Annotated in this window: 16 protein-coding genes and 2 tRNA genes; 6 read left to right on the top strand and 12 right to left on the bottom strand. The window is 61.5% G+C overall.

Annotated elements, in window-relative coordinates:
• Positions 1 to 3 precede the first annotated feature (3 nt).
• Positions 4 to 831, top strand: coding sequence for an ammonia-dependent NAD(+) synthetase (nadE, locus tag ATY02_RS04030; protein ID WP_068576991.1), 828 nt, complete (start codon positions 4 to 6; stop codon positions 829 to 831).
• Positions 832 to 885: 54 nt separating this feature from the next.
• Here nadE and azu read toward each other — a convergent pair whose 3' ends face one another.
• Positions 886 to 1,332 carry an azurin gene (azu, locus tag ATY02_RS04025; protein ID WP_068576988.1) on the bottom strand — a complete coding sequence of 149 codons (447 nt, stop codon included), beginning with the start codon at positions 1,330 to 1,332 and terminating at the stop codon, positions 886 to 888.
• A 350-nt stretch (positions 1,333 to 1,682) separates the two neighbouring features.
• On the opposite strand from azu, the gene ATY02_RS04020 reads away from it, so the two are divergent.
• The gene (locus ATY02_RS04020) at positions 1,683 to 2,270 is read left to right on the top strand and encodes a TIGR00730 family Rossman fold protein (protein WP_068577112.1); all 588 of its coding nucleotides are present in this window, start codon (positions 1,683 to 1,685) and stop codon (positions 2,268 to 2,270) included.
• 30 nt (positions 2,271 to 2,300) lie between these two features.
• Here ATY02_RS04020 and ATY02_RS04015 read toward each other — a convergent pair whose 3' ends face one another.
• The 10 genes from ATY02_RS04015 to rnr all read right to left on the bottom strand — a co-directional run bounded on the left by ATY02_RS04015 (position 2,301) and on the right by rnr (position 13,552).
• Positions 2,301 to 2,762, bottom strand: a complete 462-nt coding sequence (locus tag ATY02_RS04015; protein WP_068576986.1) for a hypothetical protein — start codon at positions 2,760 to 2,762, stop codon at positions 2,301 to 2,303.
• Positions 2,759 to 3,691, bottom strand: a complete 933-nt coding sequence (locus tag ATY02_RS04010) for an NAD synthetase (protein WP_053132331.1) — start codon at positions 3,689 to 3,691, stop codon at positions 2,759 to 2,761. The genes ATY02_RS04015 and ATY02_RS04010 overlap by 4 nt, the downstream gene beginning before the upstream one ends.
• 178 nt (positions 3,692 to 3,869) lie before the next feature.
• Positions 3,870 to 6,167 carry a YgiQ family radical SAM protein gene (locus ATY02_RS04005; RefSeq protein WP_068576985.1) on the bottom strand — a complete coding sequence of 766 codons (2,298 nt, stop codon included), beginning with the start codon at positions 6,165 to 6,167 and terminating at the stop codon, positions 3,870 to 3,872.
• Positions 6,168 to 6,348: 181 nt separating this feature from the next.
• Positions 6,349 to 7,746 (bottom strand): replicative DNA helicase, encoded by a 1,398-nt coding sequence (dnaB, locus tag ATY02_RS04000; protein ID WP_068577111.1) that lies wholly within the window; start codon positions 7,744 to 7,746, stop codon positions 6,349 to 6,351.
• A 123-nt stretch (positions 7,747 to 7,869) separates the two neighbouring features.
• Positions 7,870 to 8,316: a 50S ribosomal protein L9 gene (gene rplI, locus ATY02_RS03995; protein ID WP_007921484.1), complete on the bottom strand. Its 447-nt coding sequence runs from the start codon at positions 8,314 to 8,316 to the stop codon at positions 7,870 to 7,872.
• A gap of 21 nt (positions 8,317 to 8,337) precedes the next feature.
• On the bottom strand, positions 8,338 to 9,237 hold the full coding sequence (locus ATY02_RS03990) for a hypothetical protein (protein ID WP_068576983.1): 900 nt from the start codon (positions 9,235 to 9,237) through the stop codon (positions 8,338 to 8,340).
• Between the two features lie 36 nt (positions 9,238 to 9,273).
• Positions 9,274 to 9,504, bottom strand: coding sequence for a 30S ribosomal protein S18 (gene rpsR, locus ATY02_RS03985; RefSeq protein WP_002551829.1), 231 nt, complete (start codon positions 9,502 to 9,504; stop codon positions 9,274 to 9,276).
• 28 nt (positions 9,505 to 9,532) lie between these two features.
• Entirely contained in the window at positions 9,533 to 9,958 is a 426-nt protein-coding gene (rpsF, locus tag ATY02_RS03980) for a 30S ribosomal protein S6 (RefSeq protein WP_022641809.1), read from the bottom strand.
• Between the two features lie 241 nt (positions 9,959 to 10,199).
• The gene (gene rlmB / locus ATY02_RS03975; protein ID WP_068576981.1) at positions 10,200 to 10,955 is read right to left on the bottom strand and encodes a 23S rRNA (guanosine(2251)-2'-O)-methyltransferase RlmB; all 756 of its coding nucleotides are present in this window, start codon (positions 10,953 to 10,955) and stop codon (positions 10,200 to 10,202) included.
• Complete coding sequence (gene rnr / locus ATY02_RS03970) at positions 10,952 to 13,552, bottom strand: ribonuclease R (RefSeq protein WP_068576979.1); 2,601 nt, start codon at positions 13,550 to 13,552, stop codon at positions 10,952 to 10,954. The genes rlmB and rnr overlap by 4 nt, the downstream gene beginning before the upstream one ends.
• Before the next feature lie 224 nt (positions 13,553 to 13,776).
• Between rnr and ATY02_RS03965 the strand changes: the two genes are divergently transcribed.
• The 4 genes from ATY02_RS03965 (at position 13,777) to ATY02_RS03950 (ending at position 16,898) form a co-directional block, all read left to right on the top strand.
• Positions 13,777 to 13,863: transfer RNA gene (locus ATY02_RS03965), tRNA-Leu, on the top strand.
• Positions 13,864 to 14,045: 182 nt separating this feature from the next.
• Positions 14,046 to 14,132: transfer RNA gene (locus ATY02_RS03960), tRNA-Leu, on the top strand.
• Positions 14,133 to 14,313: 181 nt separating this feature from the next.
• Positions 14,314 to 15,339, top strand: coding sequence for an iron ABC transporter substrate-binding protein (locus ATY02_RS03955; protein WP_068576420.1), 1,026 nt, complete (start codon positions 14,314 to 14,316; stop codon positions 15,337 to 15,339).
• Entirely contained in the window at positions 15,339 to 16,898 is a 1,560-nt protein-coding gene (locus ATY02_RS03950; RefSeq protein WP_068576423.1) for an ABC transporter permease, read from the top strand. Before ATY02_RS03955 ends, ATY02_RS03950 begins: the two co-directional genes overlap by 1 nt.
• 51 nt (positions 16,899 to 16,949) lie before the next feature.
• Here ATY02_RS03950 and ATY02_RS03945 read toward each other — a convergent pair whose 3' ends face one another.
• Positions 16,950 to 18,884 carry a methyl-accepting chemotaxis protein gene (locus ATY02_RS03945; protein ID WP_031320654.1) on the bottom strand — a complete coding sequence of 645 codons (1,935 nt, stop codon included), beginning with the start codon at positions 18,882 to 18,884 and terminating at the stop codon, positions 16,950 to 16,952.
• Between the last annotated feature and the right edge of the window lie 135 nt (positions 18,885 to 19,019).

Below are 19,019 nucleotides of genomic sequence, written 5' to 3'. Positions count from 1 at the left end.
ATCATGCAAGCCGTACAGCTTGAGATTGCGCAGCAGCTCAAGGTCCAAGCACCTTTTCCCGACCATGCCGCCCTGGAAGCGGAAGTCGCCCGGCGCGTGCGCTTCATTCAGGACTGCCTGGTCAATTCCGGCCTCAAGTCCCTGGTACTGGGCATCAGCGGCGGTGTCGACTCCCTGACCGCCGGCCTGCTGGCCCAGCGAGCCATGCGTGAGCTGCGTGAGCGCAGCGGTGACCCGCATTACCGTTTCATCGCCGTGCGCCTGCCCTACGAGACGCAGTTCGACGAGCACGACGCCCAGGCCTCGGTGGACTTCATCAACCCCGACGAGCGCCACACCGTGAACATCGGCCCGGCGGTCAAGGCCCTGGCCCATGAAGTGGCAGCCTTCGAAGGCCAGCACGCGGTGTCCCGGGACTTCGTACTGGGCAACACCAAGGCGCGGATGCGCATGGTCGCCCAGTACACCATCGCCGGCGCCACCCAGGGCCTGGTGATCGGTACCGACCATGCCGCCGAGGCCGTGATGGGCTTCTTCACCAAGTTCGGCGACGGCGCCTGCGACCTGGCGCCCCTGAGCGGCCTGGTGAAAAACCAGGTCCGGGCCATTGCCCGGTATTTCGGGGCCCCCGAGTCGCTGGTGGAGAAGATCCCCACCGCCGATCTCGAGGACCTGTCGCCGGGCAAGCCGGACGAAGCCTCCCACGGCGTCACCTATGCCGAGATCGATGCCTTCCTGCACGGCCAGCCGGTACGCGAGGAAGCCTTCAAGATCATCTGCGACACCTATCGCAAGACCCACCACAAGCGGGTCATGCCCTTCGCGCCCTGAACGACAGGCACAAAAAAGCGCCCCTCGGGGCGCTTTTTTTTGCAGCCGGCCTGATTACTTCACGATCACGGCGCCTTTCATCATCGAGTTGTGGCCAGGGAACGAGCAGAAGAACTGGTAGCTCTCGCCAGCGGTCAGCTTGGACACGTCGAAGGTCACCGAATCCTTTTCACCGGCACCGATGATCTTGGTGTGGGCAATGACGCGGGTGTCGCCTTCCTTCAGGTAGTTCTTGTCGATGCCAGCGGCCATGCCGTCGGCAGCGATGCCAGCCATGTCTGCGGTCTTGCTCAGTACCCAGTTATGACCCATGACGTTCTTCGGCAGGCTGCCGGAGTGGCCCAGGTTCACGGTGAAGGTCTTGCAGCTCTTGTCGATGGTGATTTCCTTGGTGCTGAAGGACATCTGGTCGGTAGAGTCGACGTCGATCTTGCACTCGGCGGCCATCAGTTGGCTGCTGGCCAGTGTCAACAGGGATGCTGCAACGAGTTTGGCAAACATGGTGAATCTCCAAGGCAGGGTTAACAAAATCCATCTGAATCCATGGGAGCCAAGACTGCCTGAATTTCTCGCTACTGCCTATGATTTGCATCAAGAAACTGTATACAACTCTCTGCTATCAGGCCGATCGAAACAATCAAGCAGCCAGCCCCGGGAGCCGTCCCTAGAATCACCGCCATCACCTCACCGGAGCCTGGATCATGTCGTTCAACAGCCTGTTTCGCAGCTTGCTCGCCGCCTACGCTTGCGGTGCCAGCGGTACTTACGAGACGCCACAACACGACGCTTAATGCTTGGACGCAGCTCATGGAGCCTTTACCCTGAGGCGATCTTTGAGCTGGGAGCAAGACATGCCGTTAACTTCAGTCTGTGTATTCTGCGGCGCCAGCGCTGGCGCCAATCCTGCCTATCGCGAAGCTGCCCAGGCCATGGGCCGGGCCATTGCCGAGCGCAACCTGACCCTGGTCTACGGCGGTGGCGCGGTGGGCCTGATGGGCATCGTCGCCGATGCGGCCATGGCCGCTGGCGGAGAAGTCGTGGGCATCATTCCGCAAAGCCTGAAAGACATCGAGATCGGCCACAACGGCTTGACCCGCCTGGAAGTGGTGGATGGCATGCATGCCCGCAAGGCGCGCATGGCCGAACTCAGCGATGCCTTCATCGCCCTGCCCGGGGGCCTTGGCACCCTGGAAGAACTGTTCGAAGTCTGGACCTGGGGCCAGCTGGGGTACCACCGCAAGCCCCTGGGGCTGCTGGAAGTGAATGGCTTCTATGAAAAGCTCGGCGGCTTCCTCGACCATATCGTCGGCAAGGGTTTCGTCAGTACTGCGCACCGCCAGATGCTGCAGATCAACCAGTCGCCGGCCGGCCTGCTGGATGCCCTGAGCGCCTGGCAACCTTCGGTTTCTGCCAAGTGGGTCGACTCAAAGCCGAGCTGAACCACTTCCCCAGGCGCCCCACCGTGATTATCAGGGGCGCTTGCGCTGGGGCTTCAACGACACCTTGAGGCGTTGACGCTGGTGGCGGATCTCCAGCAGCTTTTCACGCATCTGCCGATGGCGCTGGCTGTTGAGTAGCAACAGCCCCAGCAAGGGCAATAGCAGCCCTGCCAGATAGATGCCCTGGTGCGGATGGTATTGGAACATCGGCGCCACCAGGACCAGGCACAGGGCGAAGTAACCAGCCACCAGCCACACACCCCAGGCGATGCCGCGCACCACCAGCAGGTTACCCACCACCAACAGCAGGATCAGCACCAGCAGGCCCAGGCCCATGTAGTCGTTGCTCTGCTCTGGTGCCATGCCGCGCCAGTAGGTGACTTGCGCCAGCGACAACAGCAGCGATGCACTGAAGCAGCCCAGCAGCACCGTGAGCATGAAGGTCGGGAAATACCGCGCCAGGAACTCGCGCATGCTGCCCCCGCCGATCATTCGTCGAACTCCTCATAGAGCCCTACGGCCAGGGTTTTCGCCGTGCCCAGGTTGCCGGAGCGGATGCTGCCGGTGGTGCTCAGAACCGCGCCCAGGGCATCTTGCATCTGCGTCAGGGTCGCGTGCCTGATCTGCGTCGTCGAATAGCGCTTGGTCAATCCTTCGGTGCGCTGCTTGAGCTTCAGCAACTTGGGGGTCAGGCTCGGATCGCGCAGGGTCAAGAGCTCCTTGGTCAGCCTGGCCCGCTCCTGGCGGTTGAGCCCCTTGAGCAACTGGGTCCAGCTCTTGCCGGTATTGGCCGCCTTGCTGGCCTTGAGCAGCTTGACCGTGGTCAGCGCGGAACCCCCGACGCCCACCAGGGAAATGCCATCGAGAATCGGCGAGACGATGGTGTACCACTCGGCATCGTCCATCCGGTCGTTGGCCGCCGGGTCCTGGATCTCGTTGATCACCCGCGCCCCGCCGATCACGCACTGGGCGGTCCCGGCTACCGCCGCCGACACCCCGAGCGCCACCATCCAGGCGCTGGCGCCGGCGGTGAAGGGCACGGCAACGGTGCCGCTGAATACCACCAGCCAGCCGATTACCGCGGCGGCACAGGACAGCGAGGTATTGAAGGACTCGGTCGCCAGGCGCGACTCGCGGGGGTTGTTCTTCACCTGGTCGACGAACTGCTGGGGCGCGATGTACCTCTTGGCTTCCCGCAGGACCACGCGCTTGGGCGTAATGCTGCAAATCGGCCTGAACTCACGCAGGGTGATCACGTTGAAGTCGGCGTCGATGTATACCACCCCCGCCCCGGCGATCGCGGGATCGGTATCGATGGCGGCGAACAGCCGTGGCAGGTTGAGTTGGCTTTCGATTCGCTGGCGGGCGAGGACCTGGGTGATGTTGAGGTCCCTGATGACTCCGTCGATAACGCTGGCCACGAGATTCGTCCTTGGTCTGGCGGTGGATGGTTGCCTGATGGCTTGAGGCCACCTGGGCGTCACGCTCAATGCAGGTCGTCAACCTTAACAAAGCGCCAGGCTTTTGTTGCCCTGTGCCCGTTAAAAATCCCTGGGAGAAAAAGCAAGACGCCAGCTTCATAGCTGGCGTCTTGTTGTATCAGCGCGGCACTACCGGCTTGCGGGTCGGCTTCTTGCCCTTGCCCTTGGCTGCGTCGGCACGCTCCTTGGCAGCTTGCTTGTTGCGGGCGAAGGCTGCGGCCTTGGCCTGTTCGCGCTTGTCCCAGGCGTTGCCACCATCGCTGGCACGCGGCGGCAAGCCGGTGTGCTGGGTCAGGATCCGGGTTTCCTTGGCTACTTTGTGGCTGCCGGCCGGTGTCGAGTTCTTGCGTCGGGCACTCTGGTAGCTGTCGGTAGACGGCTGGTGCGCCGGGATCAGCTGCTGCTTGCCCGAACCGATCAAGTCGCCACGGCCCATGCGCAGCAGGGCCTCGCGCAACATCGGCCAGCCATTGGGGTCGTGATAGCGCAGGAACGCCTTGTGCAGACGGCGCTGTTCCTCGCTCTTGACGATGGTTACCGAGTCGCTCTTGTAGGTGACCTTGCGCAGCGGGTTCTTGCCCGAGTGGTACATGGCGGTGGCGCTGGCCATCGGCGACGGATAGAACGCCTGCACCTGGTCGGCACGGAAACCGTTGCCCTTGAGCCATAGGGCCAGGTTCATCATGTCTTCATCGGTAGTGCCCGGGTGGGCGGCGATGAAGTACGGGATCAGGTACTGCTCCTTGCCCGCCTCCTTGGAGTACTTCTCGAACATCCGCTTGAAGCGGTCATAGGTGCCGATCCCAGGTTTCATCATCTGGTTCAGCGGACCTTCCTCGGTGTGTTCCGGGGCGATCTTCAGGTAGCCGCCGACGTGGTGGGTCACCAGCTCCTTGACGTATTCCGGCGATTCCACCGCCAGGTCATAACGCAGGCCGGAAGCGATGAGGATCTTCTTCACGCCAGGCAAGGCGCGGGCACTGCGGTACAGCTGGATCAGCGACGAATGGTCGGTGTTCAGGTTCGGGCAGATACCTGGGAACACGCAGGATGGCTTGCGGCACGCGGATTCGATTTCCGGGCTCTTGCAGGCGATGCGGTACATGTTGGCGGTAGGACCGCCAAGGTCGGAGATCACCCCGGTAAAACCCGGAACCTTGTCACGAATTTCTTCGATCTCGCGGATGATCGACTCTTCGGAGCGGTTCTGGATGATCCGCCCTTCGTGCTCGGTGATGGAGCAGAAGGTACAGCCACCGAAGCAGCCGCGCATGATGTTCACCGAAAAGCGGATCATGTCGTAGGCCGGGATCTTTTCCTTGCCATAGGCCGGGTGCGGAATGCGCTGGTAGGGCATGCCGAACACGTAGTCCATCTCTTCGGTGGTCATGGGAATCGGTGGCGGGTTGAACCAGACATCCTGCTCGCCATGCTTTTGCACCATGGCGCGGGCGTTGCCCGGGTTGGTCTCCAGGTGCAATACACGGTTGGCGTGGGCGTAGAGCACCGGGTCGTTACGCACCTTTTCCATGGACGGCAGGCGGATCACGGTCTTGTCCCGGGTCATCTTCGGGCTGGCCAGGATCTGCACGACCTTGGCTTCGTTAGGGTCCTCTACCGGGCCTTTTTCCTGCTCGATGGCGCAGGCGGCGGTGTCCTGGGTGTTGACGTAGGGGTTGATGATCTTGTCGATCCGGCCCGGACGGTCGATGCGGGTGGAGTCCACTTCGTACCAGTCCTTGGGCGTGTCACGACGAATGAACGCGGTGCCGCGCACATCGGTGATGTCTTCAATTTTCTGGCCATAGGACAGGCGCTGGGCCACCTCGACGATGGCGCGCTCGGCATTGCCGTAGAGCAGGATGTCGGCGCAGGCATCGATCAGGATCGAGTTGCGCACCCGGTCCTGCCAGTAGTCGTAGTGGGCGATTCGACGCAGGGAAGCCTCGATGCCGCCGAGGATGATCGGCACGTGCTTGTAGGCTTCCTTGCAGCGCTGGCTGTACACCAGGCTGGCGCGGTCCGGACGCTTGCCCGCCAGGCCACCTGGGGTATAGGCGTCGTCGGAGCGGACCTTCTTGTCGGCGGTGTAGCGGTTGATCATGGAGTCCATGTTGCCTGCCGCGACACCGAAGAACAGGTTCGGCTCGCCGAGCTTCATGAAGTCGTCCTTGGACTGCCAGTTGGGCTGGGCGATGATCCCTACGCGAAAGCCCTGGGCCTCCAGCAGCCGGCCGATGATCGCCATGCCGAAGGACGGGTGATCGACGTAGGCATCGCCGGTGACGATGATGATGTCGCAGGAATCCCAGCCGAGCTGATCCATCTCCTCCCTGCTCATGGGCAGGAATGGTGCTGGCCCGAAACATTCGGCCCAGTACTTTGGATAGTCGAATAACGGCTTGGCTGCTTGCATGTCGATGACCGGTGTTGGCGCAGATAGGGACGCGCTGAATGACAGGGGAATTCGCGGGCGCGGAATATAGCACAAAAAATGACCAATTCCGACTGCGCCAGTCGGAATTCATGGTCGAGGCAATCAGCGGCGAGAAGACCAGTGCCCCCGCCCCATTCAGCCAGTGCCGGGCGAGATGCGGCTACTCGTCGTCGTCGAAGTTGTAGCTGCCCGGAGCCAGGTTTTCGAAGCGCGTGTATTTGCCGATGAAGGCCAGGCGGATGAAGCCGATGGGGCCGTTCCGCTGCTTGCCGATGATGATCTCGGCAATACCCTTGTGCTCGGTCTCCGGGTGATACACCTCGTCCCGGTACACGAACATGATCACGTCGGCGTCCTGCTCGATCGCTCCGGATTCACGCAAGTCGGAGTTCACCGGGCGCTTGTTGGGACGTTGCTCCAGGGAACGGTTGAGCTGGGACAATGCCACCACCGGACAGTTGAACTCCTTGGCCAGGGCCTTCAAGGAACGCGAGATCTCGGAAATCTCGTTGGTCCGGTTGTCGCCACTGGAGCCCGGGATCTGCATCAACTGCAGGTAGTCGATCATGATCAGGCCGATATCGCCATGCTCACGCACCAGGCGTCGGGTCCGGGCCCGCATCTCCGAAGGGCTGATACCCGCCGTATCGTCGATGAACAGCTTGCGGTCGTTGAGCAAGTTGACCGCGGAGGTCAGGCGCGGCCAGTCGTCATCGTCCAACTGGCCGGAACGGACCTTGGTCTGGTCGATCCGCCCAAGCGAGGACAGCATACGCATGATCAGCGATTCGCCTGGCATCTCCAGGGAGTACACCAGGACCGCCTTGTCGCTACGCAGTACTGCGTTCTCCACCAGGTTCATGGCGAAGGTGGTCTTACCCATCGAGGGACGGCCGGCGACGATGATCAGGTCGGCCGGCTGCAGGCCACTGGTCTTCTCGTCAAGGTCGGTATAGCCGGTGGAGAGGCCGGTAATCGCATCGGAAGTATTGAACAGGGTGTCGATTCGATCGATGGCCTTGGTCAACAGCTCGTTGACACCGACCGGGCCACCAGTCTTGGGACGCGCTTCGGCGATCTGGAAGATCTGCCGCTCGGCCTCATCGAGGATCTCCTCGGCGGTGCGGCCTTCGGGGTTGAAGGCGCTGTCGGCAATATCATTGCTGATACCGATCAGCTGGCGCAGGGTCGCCCGCTGGCGAACGATCTGCGCATAGGCCTTGATGTTGGCGACCGAAGGGGTGTTCTTCGCCAACTCGCCCAGGTAGCCCAGCCCGCCCACCTGTGAGGTCTGGCCCTCCTTGTCCAGTTGTTCGGACAGGGTGACCACGTCGATGGGCATGTTCTGGTCGGCCAGCTTGGCGATGGCGCGAAAGATCAAGCGGTGGTCATGCCGATAGAAATCGCCGTCGGAGACTTGATCCAGCACTCGCTCCCAGGCGTTGTTGTCCAGCATCAGACCACCGAGCACGGCCTGTTCGGCCTCGATGGAATGCGGCGGCACCTTCAGGGCGGCGGTTTGCAGATCGTATTGCTCGGGAGCGGAGATATCGTTCATGGCCACTTGGAATTCGGGGGTGAAAATCAGGTTCGGCAGAAAGACAAAGGGCACGACCTGTGAACAGGATCGTGCCCGATGTTAACCGTCAGCCACACAAGGTGCCAGACGATTTGGTACTGCTTAAGCAGCCACCACGACAACGCGTACGGTTGCTTCGACTTCAGCGTGCAGGTGCACGGCTACGTCGAACTCACCTACGTTACGGATGGTGCCGTTCGGCAGACGAACTTCGCTTTTCGCAACTTCAACGCCGGAGGCGGTCAGTGCGTCAGCGATGTCGTGGGTGCCGATCGAACCGAACAGCTTGCCTTCGTCACCAGCGGTGGCAGTGATGGTCACTTCCAGCTCAGCCAGTTGCGCAGCGCGAGTTTCGGCAGAAGCCTTCTTCTCTGCAGCCAGTTTTTCCAGCTCGGCACGACGCGCTTCGAACGCAGCCAGGTTGGCAGCGGTAGCAGCGGTGGCTTTGCCGAAAGGCAGCAGGTAGTTACGGCCGTAACCAGCCTTAACGTTTACCTTATCGCCCAGGTTGCCCAGGTTGGCGATTTTTTCCAGCAGGATCAGTTCCATTTGGTAATAACCTCTTAACTTTTAACCTTCACCGTTCGCGGAGCCGTTACCGGCATCTTTCGAGGCCAAACGTCCGCGAAAATCAATCAGGCTGTCGACAATGGCCAGGACCACGAGTAACGGATAGACCAGCTGCATGAATGGCAGCATCGTGATGTACACCCCCACCAGCCAGAACCTGGCCAGTCGCCCTTGCGCCACCAGCCCGTGAATCAGGGCCAGCCCGGCGAAAGCCAGCGGCACACTGCACATCGGCGTCAACATGGCCAGTTGAGGTCCGAAGTTCGGCCCAACAAGCATGCACGCCAGCAGGAGCATCGCTGGTGCAACGGGGATTCTGATGGCGCGGAACTCGCGCCCAAAACCACCCGGGTTGTACAACACAGCTTGCCAATAACGCCCAAGAATCAGGCTCAGCACGCTGATGGCTTGCAACAAGGCCGCAATCAGGCCGGTCAGGATCGGTGCGATCAGCGTAGCGAGGCGAGCTCGCTCTTCAACCGACAACTGCTGGTACACCTCACCCAAGGCCATCGGCAGGATCTTGATCAGTTCCTGTGACAGCGCTTCGATCTGGGGGCGGAACGCCGCACCCAAGACACCAGCAAACACCAACCCCATCGCTATGCTGACCAGCAGCACGCGGGTCCAGGATTCGCTTGTGCGCAAAACCAACGCAAGACTCGAAGACCCCAGCAGCACAAGAAATGCCCGCGGGTCATCGAACGTCAGCCACCAGAGCAATGCCGGCAGCACTCCCAGAGCCAGGACACCCATGGCGCCCTGCAGCCCGCGCCGCAGCAGCACAAGGCTTGCAGCGGCAGCACCCAACCAATACAACAACGGCAATGCCGAACAGCCAGCCACTACCAGAGTGGCCTGCACACGACCGCGCATGATGAACTCAGCTAAGGCGCGCATGCATTCAATCCCTTACTACTTGTCGACTACCCGGTCTCAGCGGCCGTGGCTGTCGGTGTAGGCCAGCAGGGCCAGGAAGCGGGCGCGCTTGATAGCGGTAGCCAGCTGACGCTGATAACGAGCTTTGGTACCGGTGATGCGGCTTGGAACGATTTTGCCGGTCTCGGATACGTAGGCTTTCAGAGTGTTGAGATCTTTGTAATCGATCTCTTTCACGTCTTCAGCGGTGAAGCGGCAGAATTTACGACGACGGAAGAAACGTGCCATGTAATTGGCTCCTCAAAAGGTCCGTGGATTACTCGTCAGCGTTATCGCTGTTGTCGCTGTCATTGCTGTCGTCGCCATCGGCGCTGTCAGCATGCTCAGGACGGTCGCGACGCTCACGGCGCTCACTGCGGTTTTCTTCAGCCTTGAGCATCTCGGATTGGCCAGTGATGGCCTCTTCGCGACGGATGACCAGGTTACGGATCACTGCATCGTTGTAACGGAAGTTGTCTTCCAGCTCAGCCAGGGCTTTACCGGTGCACTCAACGTTCAGCATCACGTAGTGAGCCTTGTGAACATTGTTGATTGCGTAGGCCAGTTGACGACGGCCCCAGTCTTCCAGACGGTGGATTTTGCCGCCGTCTTCTTCGATCAGCTTGGTGTAACGCTCAACCATGCCGCCGACTTGCTCGCTTTGATCCGGGTGGACCAAAAAGATGATTTCGTAATGACGCATGAATGCTCCTTACGGGTTGTAGCCTGCCGCCTATAAGCGGTCAGACAAGGAGTGAATGACACTTGTGTGTCTTGCCTGGTAGTAGGCACATATGCGCCTGCCGTCACGGCAAGGGGCGCAATTGTAGAGAAGGGGGAACAGCGGTGCAAGGCAATTGGTGAATATTTGAACAACAACTGCAAGCCATGAGCCTCAAGCGACAAGCAGGAGCACTTGCCGCCCATGACTTGCCGATTGCTTGCTACTTGCGTGCGGCCTTGGCGTTGCGCTGGCGCGCAGCCTCGAACAGGCAGACCCCGGTAGCCACGGAGACGTTAAGGCTGCTGACGCTACCGGCCATCGGCAAGCGCACCAGGAAGTCGCAATGCTCACGGGTCAGGCGGCGCATGCCTTTACCCTCGGCCCCCATGACGATGATCGTCGGCCCGGTCAGATCCTGAGCGTACAGCTCCTGCTCGGCCTCACCGGCGGTACCGACGACCCAGAGGCCACGCTGCTGGAGTTTCTCCAGAGTGCGGGCCAGATTGGTCACAGCCACCAACGGGATCACTTCGGCAGCCCCGCAGGCCACCTTGCGCACAGCCGGGGTCAGGGTTGCCGACTTGTCCTTGGGCACCAGTACGGCCAGGGCGCCCGCTGCATCGGCGGTACGCAGGCAGGCTCCGAGGTTATGCGGATCGGTCACGCCATCGAGCACCAGCAACAGTGGCGCCCCTTCGGTACGGTCCAGCAGCTCGTCCAGCATGGCTTCGCCCCACACCTGGCTCGGGCTGACTTCCGCCACCACGCCCTGGTGCACACCCTCGACCCAGGCGTCCATTTCACGGCGCTCGGCCTGCCCTACGGCAACCCGGTTCTGCCCAGCCAGGTCCAGCAGCACCTGGACCCGCGGATCACTGCGCCCTTCAGCCAGCCAGATCTGCTTGACCCGCTTGGGATGATGGCGCAGCAATGCTTCCACAGCGTGTACGCCGTAGATTTTTTCCAACTGACTCATGACTTGGCCTTAGGTTTACGTGCACCACTGCTCTTTGCACCGGCCTTGGGCGGCCCCTTGCGATGCTTGCTCGGTTTCGCGGGTTTATCGGCGGTCGGCTTGCTGGACTTGCCAGCAGGGGCCTTGCCTCCACTCTTGGCCTCAGCCAACAACGCCCGTTTCATTTCCCGGCTCTTGCGCACTTCGGCGTTTTTCGCCGCAGCATCGCTTGGACGGTAGGCATCGCCCGCCTTTTCCTTGGCAGCGCCACGTCGTGCCGGCTTGCTGGAGGGCGCAGCCTCGGCAGGCTTGCTCGCCGGCACATCGGGCGCGCCGCGCTTCTTGCGGCCGATCGGGGCATTGATGGTTTTTTCCGCCATCTCGAAATCGATCTTGCGCTCGTCAAGATCGACTCGCATGACGCGCACTTCCACGGTATCGCCCAAGCGGAAGCTGCGCCCCGTGCGCTCGCCCGCCAGGCGATGGTGCACAGGGTCAAAGTGGTAGTAGTCGCCAGGCAAGGCCGTCACGTGCACCAGGCCTTCGACATAGATATCGGTCAGCTCGACGAACAGCCCGAAACCGGTCACTGCCGTGATCACTCCCGGGAAGGACTCGCCCACGCGATCCTTCATGAACTCGCACTTGAGCCAGTTCACGACATCGCGGGTGGCTTCATCGGCACGACGCTCGCTCATCGAGCATTGCTCACCGAGCTGCTCCAGAGTGACTTCGTCGTACGGATAGATCCGCGCCTTGGGAATACTCGACGCCCCGGCACGACGCACATGAGGCGTATCTTGCCGGGAGTGGATGACACTGCGAATGGCCCGGTGGGTCAGCAAGTCGGGATAACGACGGATCGGCGAGGTGAAGTGGGTGTAGGCCTCGTAATTCAGGCCGAAGTGCCCCTGGTTGTCCGCGCTGTATACCGCCTGACTCAAGGAACGCAGCATGACGGTCTGGATCAGGTGGTAATCCGGACGGTCCTTGATGTTCTCCAGCAACGCCTGGTAGTCCTTGGGCGTCGGCCCCTCCTTGCCCTTATGCAAGGACAGCCCCAGCTCGCCGAGGAAAGCCCGCAACTTCTCCAGGCGCTCCGGCGGCGGACCATCATGCACCCGATAAAGCGCCGGAATCTCATGTTTCTGCAGGAACTCGGCGGTGGCCACGTTGGCCGCCAGCATGCATTCCTCGATCAGCTTGTGGGCATCGTTGCGCGCAGTTGGGCGAATTTCGGCGATCTTGCGCTCAGAACCGAAGATGATCCGGGTTTCCTGGGTTTCAAAGTCGATGGCACCACGGGTATGGCGCGCGCCCAGCAGGACCTTGTACAGCGCGTAAAGCTGCTTCAGGTGCGGTACCACATCGGCATATTCACCGCGCAGCTGCTTGGCTTCGGAGGTCTTGGAATGCTCGAGCATGGTACTGACCTTGTTGTAGGTCAGGCGCGCCTTGGAGTGGATTACCGCTTCATAGAACTGGTAATCGGTCATCTCACCGGACTTGGAAATGGTCATCTCGCAGACCATGGCCAGGCGATCCACCTTGGGATTGAGCGAGCAGAGGCCGTTGGACAGCTCTTCCGGCAGCATCGGGACCACGCGCTCGGGGAAGTACACCGAGTTGCCACGCACCTGGGCTTCAGCATCCAGGGCCGAACCGATCTTCACGTAGCTGGAAACGTCGGCGATAGCCACATACAGCTTCCAGCCGCCACCGAACAGGCGCAGCTTGCCGGGCTTGGCTTCGCAATAGACGGCATCGTCGAAGTCGCGGGCGTCCTCGCCATCGATGGTGACGAAGGGCAGGTCGCGCAGGTCGATACGCTTTTCCTTGTCCTTCTCTTCCACTTCAGGCTTGAGCTTGCCGGCCTCCTTGAGGACGGCCTCGGGCCATACATGTGGAATATCGTAGGTGCGCAGGGCAACGTCGATCTCCATGCCCGGCGCCATATAGTTACCTACGACTTCGATCACATCGCCCTGTGGCTGGAAGCGCGGGGTCGGCCAGTGAGTGATCTTCACCTCGACGAACTGACCGATCTTGGCATTGGCATTGCGACCTGGCGTCACCAGCACTTCCTGCTGGATCTTCGGGTTATCCGCGACGACAAAGCCGATACCGCCCTCTTCGAAGTAGCGACCGACGATACTTTCATGGGCACGCGATACCACTTCGACGATCACGCCTTCACGACGGCCGCGGCGATCTAGGCCAGAAACACGGGCCAATGCCCGGTCGCCATCGAACACCAGGCGCATCTGGGCCGGACTCATGAACAGGTCTTCACTGCCGTCGTCCGGCACCAGGAAGCCGAAACCGTCGCGGTGACCGCTGATACGGCCGAGAATCAGGTCGAGCTTGTCCACGGGCGCGTAGGTGCCCCGGCGGGTGTAAATCAATTGAGCATCGCGCTCCATGGCGCGCAGGCGGCGACGCAAGGCTTCGAGTTGGTCTTCGGTGGTCAGGCCGAACTCGTCTACCAGTTGCTCGCGACTAGCAGGCGAGCCTCGGTCAGCCAGATGCTGGAGGATGAGTTCGCGGCTAGGAATAGGGTTTTCGTATTTTTCCGCTTCACGAGCGGCCTCGGGATCGAGGGACTGCCAATCGGCCATTAGATAAATTTCACCTTGTCTATATCTCGGTTAGTTTGGCATACACGTATTGAAACGGGAAATTTCAGGCTCAGACAACGCCCGAAATCCCTCCTCCCTGGCTCAGAAACAGACTCCTGTTTATCCCCAAGGACTTTTTTCAAACTTTTTCGAACCCAGGGGTTTACAGTTCAAAACAGCATCCGTATAGTGCGCGCCATCGACGACGGAGACGTCAACGATACGCCCAGATGGTGAAATTGGTAGACACGCCAGCTTCAGGTGCTGGTGGCCGCAAGGCCGTGGAAGTTCGAGTCTTCTTCTGGGCACCAATTCAAGAGCTTGAGATTAGATCAATTTCAAGGCTCCAACAAAAACCCGCGAAAGCGGGTTTTTGCGTTCTAAGCTCCTGATTTTCCTAAGTGCTTGATTTAATAAAAGCAAAACAGGGGTTTACAGATCAAAACACTGCCCGTATAGTGCGCCCCATCGACACGGCAACGATGTCGATACTGCCCAGATGGTGAAATTGGTAGACACGCCAGCTTCAGGTGCTGGTGGCCGCAAGGCCGTGGAAGTTCGAGTCTTCTTCTGGGCACCAATTCAAAACTTCAGCGCAATGCTCTGAAGCTTCACAAAAACCCGCGAAAGCGGGTTTTTGCGTTTCTAGCCCATGTAATTCCCTCCGCACAAAGCCTCCTCCCTCGCAAAGCGCACATGAGAAACGATATCGTTTATGATTGTTACAAGTTTTTGCGGCACAACAGTGAGGAAACCTGCGAATGATGTTTAGAAACACCCGCCTTTCAACATCCCTTCTGCGTGGCTTGACCATCACTTTGCTGGGACTGACCCTGGCATCTCCACTCACCCGGGCCGACGAGCCCGTATCGCTGACCCTGTACAACGGCCAGCACAAGGAAGTCGGCGAGGCGATCGCCAAGGCCTTCGAAGCCAAGACCGGGATTCACGTCAATGTCCGCAAGGGCAGCAGCAATCAGCTGGCCAGCCAGGTAGTGGAAGAAGGCGATCGCTCCCCCGCCGACGTGATCTATTCCGAAGAATCCCCACCCCTGAACAAACTGGGGGAACAAGGCCTGCTAGCCCAGACCGACAGCGCCACCCTGGCCGTACTGCCCAAGGAGTACGTGGCCAGCAACGGTACCTGGATCGGCATCACCGCCCGCGTGCGCGTGGTGGCCTTCAATCCCAAGCTGATCGCTGAAAAGGACCTGCCCACATCGGTACTGGAATTCTCCCAACCCCAGTGGCAAGGCAAGATCGGCTTCGTCCCCACCAGTGGCGCCTTCCAGGAACAGGCCGTGGCGATCATCAAGCTGCACGGCATGGACGCAGCGGAAGAGTGGCTGACCGGGCTGCGTGCCTTCGGCAAGATCTACAGCAACAACATGGTGGCGCTCAAGGCCGTGGAAAACGGTGAAATTGCCGCGGTCCTGGCGAACAACTACTACTGGTTCGCCCTGCAACGGGAGAGAGGCCAGCTGGAGTCCAAGCTGCACTACTTCACCAATGGCGATGCCGGTGGCCTGATCACCGTCTCCAGCGCTGCGGTACTCAAGTCCAGCAAGCACCCCAAGGAAGCCCAGCAGTTCCTCGCCTACATGGCCAGCGAAGAAGGTCAGCGCGTGATCACCCAGACCACCGCGGAATACCCGCTGCACAAGGGCATGGAGTCCGACCGCGGGCTCAAGCCTTTCAGCGAGCTGAACCCTCCGCAGGTGACACCCGCCGACCTGGGCAATGCCGAACAGGCCCTGGAGCTGGAACGTGATGTCGGCCTGAACTGATGGGCCCTTCGCTTTCCGCTGCACGCGCCCATCGCGCACCGGGGCGCAAGCCCCCTCCCGCCTGGCTGCTACTGCCGGTCCTGCTACTGGTCTGCCTGAGCCTCTTGCCCCTGGCCTATGTCGCACTCAAGGCCTGGCAAGCTGGCTGGGCTGAGGCCTGGCATCTGCTGTGGCGCCCCTACGTGTTCCGGCTGCTGCGCAACACCCTGCTACTGATGCTCGGGACGACCGGCGCCTGCGCCATCATCGGCCTGTCCCTGGCCTGGCTGCTGGAACGCAGCGACCTACCGGGCCGGAGGATCTGGGGTGTGGTGCTGTGCCTGCCGTTCGCCGTGCCGGCTTTCGTCAGCAGTTTCACCTGGGTATCCCTGAGCGCCAGCTTCGAGGGACTGGGCGGCGCGATCCTGGTGATGACCCTCTCCAAGTACCCGCTGGTGTTCCTGCCAGTGGCCGCCACCCTGCGCAATCTCGATCCTTCCCTGGAAGAGTCGGCACGCACCCTGGGGCAAGGCCGCTGGGGAGTGTTTCTCAAGGTCACCCTGCCCCTACTGTGGCCTTCGCTATTGGCGGGATCGTTGTTGATCGCCCTGCACATGCTGGTGGAATTCGGCGCCTTGTCGATCATGGGCCTGCAAACCTTCACCACGGCGATCTACCAACAATTCGAACTGGAGTTCAGCAACGCCAACGCGGCGATGCTCTCGGCTGTCCTGCTGCTGTTGTGCCTGACCCTGCTATGGCTGGAGTTGCGGGCCCGCGGCAAAGGCCGGCACGTACGCATCGGCCAGGGCGTGGCGCGCCGGGCCGAACAGGTCGGACTGGGCAGCTGGTCCGCCATCGGGCAAGTGTATTGCTTGCTGCTGGCAGTGATCGGCAGCGGTATCCCCCTGGGGATGCTGGGCTATTGGCTGGCAGTGGGCTCATCGGCCGCCTTCCCTATTGCCGCGATCGGTGAAGCCCTGCTCTCGTCCCTGGCACTGTCCTTGGGCGGAGCTGCGCTGTGCCTGGTGCTCGCGGTGCCGGTGGGCCTGCTGGTGGTGCGCTACAAGGGCCGCCTGGCGATCTGGGCCGAACGCCTGCCCTACTTGCTGCACGCTTTGCCAGGCCTGGTGATCGCCCTGACCCTGGTGTACTTCGCCTTGCACTATGTGCCGGCGCTGTACCAGACCTCGACCCTGCTGCTGATCGCCTACGCCTTGCTGTTCCTGCCATTGGCCCAGGCACCGATTCGCACGGCCTTGAACAAGGCAGCACCACAGCTGGAAGAGGCGGCACGAACCCTGGGAGCCTCATCGTTCGGGGCCTTTTGCCGGGTCACCCTGCCGATCATCTTCCCGGCACTGGGTGCGGCTTTCGCCCTGGTATTCCTGGATGCGATGAAGGAACTCACCGCGACCCTGCTACTCAGTCCCACGGGGCTGAACACCCTGGCCACCGCAGTCTGGGCCCATACCTCGAACCTGGAGTTCGCCGCAGCGGCGCCCTATGCGGTGCTGCTGATCCTGGTCTCGGGCCTGCCGGTGTACCTGCTGACGACGCGGATGTACCTGAGCCGCTGATATCGACCGCCTCGGCAAGCGACTCCAGGGAGACGCCTGCCGCAGGATGCCTCAAGCGCGAAACTGGCCCAGGCTGGCCTTGAGCTGCGCCGCCAGGCTGTCCAGCACCTTGCCGCTGGCGGTGGTTTCCACCACCGCCTGGGCCGCACGCTCGGCCTGGGCATGAATGGTCTCCACCCGCCCACGCACCGCCTGCGCGCCCTGGGCTTGTTGCGCCGCAGCCTGGGTAGCCAAGCCAATGGCAGCGTGCACCTGCTCCACCGATGACTGCACCGACTGCTGCAGACGGGCGCTATCGCGCAACACCAACAAACCTTCACTGGCCTGGCGCCCGGCCTGGCCGATAGCCGCCACCGCTTCGCGTGCACCTTGCTGCAAAGCACCGATATGAGCCTGGATATCGCCAGTGGAACTCTGGGTCTTGCTGGCCAAGGCCCGCACTTCGTCTGCCACTACCGCAAAACCGCGCCCGGTCTCGCCGGCCCGGGCCGCCTCGATCGCCGCATTCAGTGCCAGCAAGTTGGTCTGCTCGGCAATACCATGGATCACCGTCAGCACCACCTCGATCTGCTCGCTCTGCTGGGCCAGCCGCTCGATCACCTTGGCCCCGGTATCCACCTGTCCGGCCAGGGCCTCGATCAAGCTGCCGACCTGCTCCGAAGTCCGGGTGGTCTCGTCGGTGGCCTGGCGGATCTCCACCACCTGTTGCAACGCGGCCTGCATGGCCTGGCTTTCCGCCTGGGCCTCGTCGGCCATGTGCGACAGGGCCCGCAGGCTCTCCGCCACCTCGTCGCGCTGGGCCTCGGCCGCCGCATCGGCGCCGGCATTACGCAAGCTCATCGCGCCAATCTCGACCCCGGTGCGCTGCGCCACATCGCCTGCCTCGCGGACGATCGGCTGCAACTTGTCGACGAAGCGATTCACCGCCGAAGCCATGTCGCCGATCTCATCGTTGCTATTGAGCGGCACGCGCTTGGTCAGGTCACCCTCCCCGGCCGCCAGGTCATTGAGCGCGGCAATCAGCAGGTGCAACTTGTTGACCACCCGCCGCCCCAGCACCACTGCCAGCAACAGCAGTAGCGCCAGGCCGACCAAGGCCAGGCCTACGCCAATCTGCCAACGCAGGGTGGCCGCCGCCTCCTGCACGGTACTGGCAGTGTTGGCCTGCATCTCGGCCGCAGTGCCCTGGGCCGACTGCAGCCGCGAACGCATCGCCGCCGAACTGTCGGCGGAGGCCCCCTTGAGACTGTCGCCCACTAATTGGTCGCTGCTGGCGATCAAGGCCGTGAAGCGCTGGTCCAGCGCCGCGATGTCGGCTTCAACGGAGGCCGTGGACACCCCCATCAGCACCTTGCCGATCTCCACCCCATTGGGATTGATCGAAGCCTCGATGTAGTAGACCGAGGGATCGTTCTTCGCCGCATCCAGGACCTTGTCCAGAGCCCGATCGCCCTTGCCCTTCTCCAACAGGGCGCGGTTGATGGGGTTTTCACGGTTCAGGTAGCGAGTCAGGTGCGCGCCCGTGGCATCGTCATACACCACGAAGAGCACGCTAGGGTTGCGCTGGGCCCGCCGTGCGAATTCGGACAAGGTTGGTACATCGTTGTCCCACATGGCTCGCGGCGCCACCGAGGCCAGCAACTGGGCCATATCGTTGGCGGAATCCTTCAGGTCTTTCTCCAGCGCATCACGCAGCTGTACCTGCTCCTCCTTGAGGCGCGACGACAAGCCAGCCGTGAGTCGTTGGCGAGTGCTGGCCGACAGGCTCTCCAGGCTGGAGGTGACCTCCTTGCCCGCCTGTTCCAGCTCACCCGCGAGCTTCTGGCTGTCACCGCCCAGGCGCGAGGCCAGGTTTGCTTCCAGGGCTGTCACCGTGCTCCGGGTCAGGGCGACAGCGACCAGCACTTGCACCAAAAGGGCGATACCGAGAGTAACGAATACAGGCCGTAGTAAACGGCTTTGTAACAGTGAGAGAACGGCCGACACAGGAAATCCCTCTACTTTTGACGCCATTATTCTGATGGCACTCTAGAAGTGGATTTCCCAGCAAGGGTCGTGCCGAGCGGCAGGCAGAAACGACAAAGGGCCCCATGAGGGGCCCTTTGTTTGCTACATCAACAG

This window comes from Pseudomonas sp. BIOMIG1BAC, from assembly GCF_001705995.2.
Lineage (GTDB): Bacteria > Pseudomonadota > Gammaproteobacteria > Pseudomonadales > Pseudomonadaceae > Aquipseudomonas > Aquipseudomonas sessilinigenes.
The sequence above is the reverse complement of the archived record's forward strand: the minus strand, read 5'-3'. Positions and strand labels throughout refer to the sequence as shown.